5 protein-coding genes are annotated in these 6,942 nt (G+C 70.5%); 3 read left to right on the top strand and 2 right to left on the bottom strand.

Translation table 11 applies throughout. The features are described from left to right. The 3 genes from OS124_RS25155 to OS124_RS0117780 form a co-directional block, all read left to right on the top strand. Positions 1-290 (top strand): paraquat-inducible protein A (locus OS124_RS25155; RefSeq protein ID WP_010141213.1); only part of this gene is annotated, 290 nt, incomplete at its 5' end. Continuing rightward, positions 287-2,383, top strand: coding sequence for an MlaD family protein (locus OS124_RS0117785; protein WP_010141212.1), 2,097 nt, complete (start codon positions 287-289; stop codon positions 2,381-2,383). The genes OS124_RS25155 and OS124_RS0117785, both read left to right, overlap by 4 nt. A 2-nt stretch (positions 2,384-2,385) precedes the next feature. Next, positions 2,386-2,949, top strand: coding sequence for a PqiC family protein (locus tag OS124_RS0117780; RefSeq protein WP_010141211.1), 564 nt, complete (start codon positions 2,386-2,388; stop codon positions 2,947-2,949). A gap of 118 nt (positions 2,950-3,067) precedes the next feature. Here the strand turns inward: OS124_RS0117780 and OS124_RS0117775 are convergent, their stop codons facing one another. Both OS124_RS0117775 and rnr read right to left on the bottom strand, forming a co-directional pair. Then, on the bottom strand, positions 3,068-4,498 hold the full coding sequence (locus OS124_RS0117775) for a lytic murein transglycosylase (RefSeq protein WP_010141210.1): 1,431 nt from the start codon (positions 4,496-4,498) through the stop codon (positions 3,068-3,070). Positions 4,499-4,646: 148 nt separating this feature from the next. Then, the coding region (gene rnr, locus OS124_RS0117770; RefSeq protein ID WP_010141209.1) for a ribonuclease R at positions 4,647-6,942 on the bottom strand (2,296 nt) is incomplete at its 5' end.

Here is a 6,942-nt window from a genome sequence, read left to right as displayed (position 1 = left end):
AGCAGCTGCACGAGATCGTCGAGTACATCGGCCGCTGGTCGATGATCGACGTCTTCGTCGTCGCCATCCTCTCGGCGCTGGTGCAACTGGGCGCCGTGGTGGCGATCCGCCCCGGCCCGGCCAGCCTCTATTTCGCTCTGTCGGTGATCTTCACCATGTTCTCGGCCATGGCCTTCGACAGCCGCCTGATCTGGGATGCCGAGGCCCGGCAGCCCTCCGCCCCCTCCCTTCCGCAGCGCGATGGCCTGGCCGGTGCCGCGCCAGACGCCCCGAAAGATCCCGTGACATGACCGATCTGCCCCCCGACCTTCCCAAGGCCCATGTGACATCGACCCGCCGGTCGCTGATCGAGCGGTTCTCCCTGATCTGGCTGCTGCCGATGGCCGCCCTGGCCATTGCGCTTGGCGTCGCCTGGCATTCCTACGCAGAGCGCGGGCCGCTGATCGAGGTGACCTTCGCCAACGCCGAGGGGGTCGCCGCCGGCGAGACAGAGCTGCGCTATCGCGACGTGGCGGTCGGCGTCGTCGAACAGGTGGGCTTCAGCGACGGGCTGCGCGAGGTGCAGGTGTTCATCCGCATCGACAAGGACGTGGCACCCTTCGTCGACGGGGACGCACAGTTCTGGATCGTGCGTCCGCAGGTCACCGCGCGCGGGGTCACCGGGCTGGGCACCGTGCTGTCGGGGGTCTACCTCGAGGGGCTCTGGGACAGCGAGCCGGGCGCCGAAGTCAGCCGCTTCGAGGGCCTGCCGCAGCCGCCGCTGAACCGCGAGGGCCGCGAGGGCCTGCGCATCCGCCTGCGGGCCACACCGCAGGGCGCGCTGACCAGCGACGTGCCGATCGAGTTCCGCGGCATCGAGGTCGGCCACATGGGCCGCGCCGAGGTCAGCGAGGACGGCTCGACCATCGAGGCCGACGCGATGATCTACGCGCCCCATGACCGGATGATCACCTCGTCGACGCGGTTCTGGGATACCTCGGGCTTCACCTTCTCGCTGGGGCCGAACGGCGCCAACCTTGATTTCTCCTCGGTCGCCTCGCTGCTGTCTGGCGGGGTGTCGTTCAGCACCGTCATCTCGGGCGGGCAGCGGGTCGACCCGGGCACCGTCTTCACCGTCTACTCCGACGAGGGCGCGGCGCGGGCCGCCGCCTTCGGGGCCGGCGAGACGCCGCCGCTCAACCTGACGGCGATCTTCGAAGAGAACGTCTCGGGCCTGTCGGTGGATGCGCCGGTGACCTATGGCGGGCTGCGCATCGGACGGGTCGCCGCGATTTCCGGCCTGGTCGATCCCGAGCGCTTCGGCGACAGCCGGGTGCGGATGACCACCACGCTGCAGATCCAGCCCTCGCGGCTGGGACTGGACAAGAACGGCCCGCCGCTGGATCCGCTGGACTTCTTCCAGGCCCGGATCGAGGCGGACGGGTTGCGGGCACGGCTGGCCACGGCCTCGATCCTGACCGGCGGGCTGAAGGTCGAGCTGGCCGAGGTCGAGGGCGCCGCCCCCGCCGCGCTGGACCGGACCGCAGAGCCCAACCCGATCTTCCCGACCGCCGCCGGGCGGATCTCGGATGTCTCGGCCTCGGCCGAAGGGGTCTTCGAGCGGATAAACAACCTGAAGATCGAAGAGCTGATCGACAGCGCGATCAACATGATCGACAACATCGGCACCCTGGCGGGCAGTGACGACCTGAACGCCGTGCCGGGCGACGTGCGCGCCCTGCTGGGCGATGCGCGCGAGGTCGTCGGCTCGGACGAGATCAAGGCGCTGCCGGGGCAGATCGGCGCGATCGCCGACCAGGTCGAGGTTCTGGTGAGCGCGCTGAACACCCAGCAGGCGGCGCAGAAGCTCTCGGATGCGCTGGAGGGGGTCTCGCAGGCCGCTGCCGGGGTCGAGGGCGCCGTGGCCGGGGTGCCCGATGTCGTGGCGCGTATCGACCAGCTGGTCGGCAATGCTGCCGAGGTGCCGCTGGATCAGCTTGCCGACAGCCTCGACCAGCTGATGCAGAGCGCCGATGCCGTGCTGGGCACCGAGGGCGCGCGCGCCCTGCCGGGCAAGCTGGGCGAGGCCCTGGACGAGCTGCGCGCCGTGCTGGCCGACCTGCGCGAAGGCGGCGTGGTGGCCAACCTGAACGAGACCCTGGCCTCGGCCCGCGATGCGGCGGGCTCGATCGAGACCGCTGCCGACGATCTGCCGGCGCTGCTGGAACAGGCCCGCGCCGTGCTGTCGCGTGCCGACCGCACGCTGCAGGGCTATGATACCGAGGCCGGTGCTGGCCGTGACCTGCGCGACGCGCTGCGCGAGGTGAACCGCGCCGCCGCCGCCCTAGCCGCGCTGGCGCGCGAGCTGGAACGCAATCCCAATTCCATCCTGTTCGGGAGATGACCATGCGCCATCTGATCCTCGGGGCCGCGGCCCTGCTTGCCCTCTCTGCCTGCTCGGTCAACGAACGGTTCTACACCGTGCCGCCGGTGCCCGAGGCCAGCCTGTCGGCGCAGCGCATCGGCTTCGCCTCGGTCGAGGTGCTGGACATCTCGCTGCCCGACTACGCGGCGCGTCAGCAGATTGCGCAACGGCAGGGGGATGGGTCGGTCTCGGCGGACAAGGGCGTGCTCTGGGCCGATCTGCCGGCCCGCGGGATGAGCCTGGAACTGGCGCGGATGCTGCGCCGGATCTCGGGCGCGCAGGTGGCGTCCGAGCCCTGGCCCTTCGCCGACCGTGCCCAGGCCCGGCTGGATGTCCGGGTCGAGCAGATGCTGGCCGAGGGCGACGGGCGTTTCCTGTTGTCGGGGCAGTATTTCGTCGCGCCCGATACCGGGGCGGCGGGGCGCTCGGGGCTGTTCGATATCGCTGTGCCGATCCGCGGCGAGGGGCCGGGGGCGGTGGCCGCCGCCCGGGCCGAGGCCGTGGCCGCGCTGGCGCAGCAGATCGCGGGCGAGGGGCTGCGTTGAGCGGGTTGCCTTAGGCGCCGGGGGGGGGGCTTTGCCCCCCGGCCTTTCAGGGGGCTCGATGCCCCCGGAAAGGCCTCCCCCCACAGCATTTTCAGCCTTTGGATAGTCGCAAGGGGGCCTAGCGGCGCAGGCGCGTCAGCAGGGCCACCGAGGGGTGCCCGTCGGGGACCGATCCGATCGAGCGCTGGTAGGCGCGGATCGCCGCCGTCGAGCGTCCGCCGAGGATCCCATCGACGCCGCCGGTGTCGTAGCCGCGCCGGGTCAGAAGTTGCTGCATCTCGATGCGCTCGGCGCGTTTCAGCATCCGCTCGCCCTGCGGCCAGGGCCGCGTCAGGTCCCCCGCCCCGGCAATCCGGTCGCCCAGGATGCCGACCGCCAGGGCATAGGTGTCGGCGTTGTTGTAGCGCTTGATGACATCGAAGTTGTGGTAGACGAGGAAGGCCGGCCCCTCGGCGCCTGCCAGCAGCAGCAGCCGCGCCTGGCCGTAGTCGCGCAGCTCTCCGCGCGCCGGGCGCACGCCGAGGCGAGCCCAGGCCGAGGGCATCTTCTCGGGGCCATTGGCCTGGGAATAGTCGAAGCCCTGCGGCAGCACGACCTCCTGCCCCCAGGGCTGACCGGATTTCCAGCCGTGCCGTGCCAGGTAGTTGGCCGAAGATGCGAGGCTGTCCGAGGGATCCTCGGCCCAGATGTCGCGCCGCCCGTCGCCGGTGAAATCCACCGCGTAGCTCAGGTAGGAGGTCGGCATGAACTGGGTGTGCCCCGAGGCGCCAGCCCAGCTTCCCTGCATGTTCTCGGGCGTCGAGTCGCCGTGCTGCACGACCTTCAGCAGGGCGATCAGCTGGGCCTCGTAGAAGCTGCCGCGCCGCCCCTCGTAGGCCAGGGTCGCCATCGACGAGATCAGCGGTGTGGTCCCCCGGTAGCTGCCATAGGCGGTCTCGAGCCCCCAGATCGCGGCGATGTAGCGGCCGGACACGCCGTAGCTGCGTTCGATCCGCGAAAACAGCGCCGATTGCTGGCTGTATTCGCGCCGCCCGTTGCGCACCCGCGTGTCCGAGACGGCGCCCTCCATGTAGTCCCGGATCGACTTGGTGAATTCGGACTGGTTGCGGTCCTTGGCGATGACATCGGGCATGAAGCGGGCGCCGCGGAAGGCGCGGTCGAAGGTGGCGCCGGTGATCCCCTGCGCCATGGCACGGCCTCGGAAGCCGCGTTTCCAGGCCTCGAAGCCGGGATCATTGGCGACTGGCTGCGCCTGCGGGGCGGCATTGGCCGGGGCGGTGCCCAGCCGTTGCGGGCGCAGCTGCGGGCGCAGCGAACTGTCGACGGCCAGCGTCACCCCCGGCACCACGACCCCTGCGTCGCGGGTTGCCGGCGTCGCGGCGGCGGCCACTGCGGGAACGAGGGCCGCCGCGGTGGATCCCGTGGCGGCTCCGGCCGGACGGGACAAGGGGCGAAGGGAGGTTTCCGGTGCCCGGGCCAGGGCGATACCCGCCCCCGGAAGAGAGGTGGTGATCGCCAGAAGGGCGGCGGCCTTGAACACTGCGCGCATGATGGATCCGACTGCTCTGCTTCTTGTTTGCAGCCAGTCTAGCCCGAAAGGGGCCGTTCCGAAAGCGTCAGGCAGGAGGCGGTGCGGCGGGCGGCGACAGATCGCGGATGCGCCCGGCGCCGGGGCAGGCCGCTGTGGTCGCGCCGCCTCAGCCGCGCGACCGGGTGATCTTGCGCTTCACCTTGTCGGTCTTGGCCTTGGCGCGCACCAGCTTGCGCTTGGGGTTGCCCTTCGGCTTGCCCTTGCCCGGTCCCTTGCCGGGACCGAAGCTCTTGCGCGGACCGCCGCGCCCGCCGCTGCGGCGGGGTCCCGTGGCGACCTTGCCGCCGTCGAGCTCCAGCAGCTCCAGCTCGAGCCCGCCGGTGACCGGCGCGGCCTCGGCGAGCCGCACGGTGACCCGCATGCCCGGTTCGATCAGCATGCCCGATTGCGAGCCCATCAGGGTCATCGCCTCGCGGTCGAAGTGGAAGAACTCCTGCCCGAGAGAGCGGATCGGGATCAAACCGTCGGCGCCGGTCTCGTCCAGCCGCACGAAGGCGCCGAAGCGCGCCACGCCCGAGATGCGCCCGGTGAACTCCTGCCCGATCCGCTCGGCCAGGTACGCAGCCAGGTAGCGGTCGGTGGTGTCGCGCTCGGCCATCATCGAGCGGCGCTCGGTCTCCGAGATATGGGTGGCGGTCTGTTCGAGGGTCTCGACATCAGCGGCGCTGAGCCCGTCCTTGCCCCAGTGGTGCACGTTGACCAGGGCGCGGTGCACGACCAGGTCCGAATAGCGCCGGATCGGCGAGGTGAAATGGGCGTAGTTCTGCAGCGCCAGGCCGAAATGGCCGAAGTTCACCGGGGCGTAATAGGCCTGCATCATGGCGCGCAGGGTGGCCATGTTGATCAGCTCGGCCTGGTCGCTGCCGGCGGCCTGATCCAGCAGGCGGTTCAGCTGGGCGGTCTTCAGCACCTGCCCCTTGGCCAGCTTGTAGCCCGCCGCGTCGGCGGTCTCGCGCAGGGCCTCCATCTTCTCGGGGGAGGGCTCCTCGTGGACCCGGAACAGCAGCGGAGAGCCCTTGGCGATCAGCGTCTCGGCGGCGGCCACATTGGCCAGCACCATGAATTCCTCGATCATCTTGTGGGCGTCGAGACGGTCGCGGAAGTTGACCGAGGTGACCTCTCCGGCCTCCGACAGCTCGATCTTGCGCTCGGGCAGGTCGAGGTTCAGCGGCTGGCGTGCCTCGCGCGCGGCGCGCAGGGCGTAATAGGCCTCGTAGAGCGGCTTGATGACCGGTTCCAGCAGCGGGCCGGTCTTGTCATTGGGGGCGCCGTCGATGGCGGCCTGCACCTCTTCGTAGGCCAGCGAGGCGGCCGAGCGCATCAGCACGCGATGGAAGTCGTGGCGCAGCTTGCGGCCCTCGCGGTCCAGCACCATGCGCACGGCGATCGAGGCGCGCGGCACGCCCTCGTGCAGCGAGCAGAGGTCGCCCGACAGCCGGTCGGGCAGCATCGGCACCACGCGGTCGGGGAAATAGGTCGAGTTGCCGCGCCGCCTGGCTTCGCGGTCCAGCGCCGAGCCGGGGGTGACGTAATGGGCGACATCGGCGATGGCGACCCAGAGGATATGGCCGGCGGGGTTCTTCGGATCGCTGTCGGGTTCGGCATAGCAGGCGTCGTCGTGGTCGCGCGCATCCGAGGGGTCGATGGTGACCAGCGGCAGCTCGCGCAGGTCCTCGCGCCCGGAGAGGCCGGCGGGCTTGCGGGCGTCGGCCTCGGCGATGACCTCGTCGGGGAAGGCATCGGGGATGCCGTGCTGGTGGATGGCGATGAGAGAGACGGCGCGGGGCGCGGTCGGGTCGCCGAGGCGCGCCACGATGCGCGCCTTGGGCAGGCCCATGCGGTGGCGCGGCCCGGCCTGTTCACCCTCGACCAGCTCTCCGTCCTTCGCACCATGGGTGGCGCCCTCGGGCACGATCCATTCCTTGTCGTTGCCCTTGTCGATGGGCACGATGCAGCCGCCTTCCGATCCCTTGCGGAAGACCCCGAGCAGGCGCAGCGGATTGCTGCCGATCTTGCGGATCAGCCGGGCCTCGTAGGCGTTCTCGCCTTCGATCGGGGTGACCCGGGCGAGGATGCGGTCGCCGGAGCCCAAGGCGGGATCCGAGGCGCGTGGGATCAGGTGGACGGTGGGCTCGGGCCCCTCGCCCTGCCATTCCAGCGGCTTGGCGGTCAGGTCGCCATCGGCGTCAGGGGCATTGACCAGCAGCACCGAGACCGGCGGCAGCCGATCCGGGTCGCGGTAGGTCTTCTTGCGCTTCTCCAGCACGCCCTCGTCTTCAAGCTCCTTCAGCAGGCGCTTGAGGTCGATGCGGGCCGCGCCCTTGATGCCGAAGGCCTTGGCGATATCGCGCTTGGCCGTCTGGGTGGGGTTTTCCGAGATCCAATCGAGGATCTCCTGCCGG

Source organism: Oceanicola sp. S124, assembly GCF_000220565.1.
Taxonomy (GTDB): Bacteria; Pseudomonadota; Alphaproteobacteria; order Rhodobacterales; family Rhodobacteraceae; genus Pseudooceanicola.
The sequence above is the reverse complement of the archived record's forward strand: the minus strand, read 5'-3'. Positions and strand labels throughout refer to the sequence as shown.

Bases quoted from the DNA above. Each gene is read 5' to 3' on its own strand.
- OS124_RS0117785 (WP_010141212.1), top strand. From the start codon at position 287: ATGACCGATCTGCCCCCCGACCTTCCCAAGGCCCATGTGACATCGACC.
- OS124_RS0117780 (WP_010141211.1), top strand. From the start codon at position 2,386: ATGCGCCATCTGATCCTCGGGGCCGCGGCCCTGCTTGCCCTCTCTGCC.
- OS124_RS0117775 (WP_010141210.1), bottom strand. From the start codon at position 4,498: ATGCGCGCAGTGTTCAAGGCCGCCGCCCTTCTGGCGATCACCACCTCT.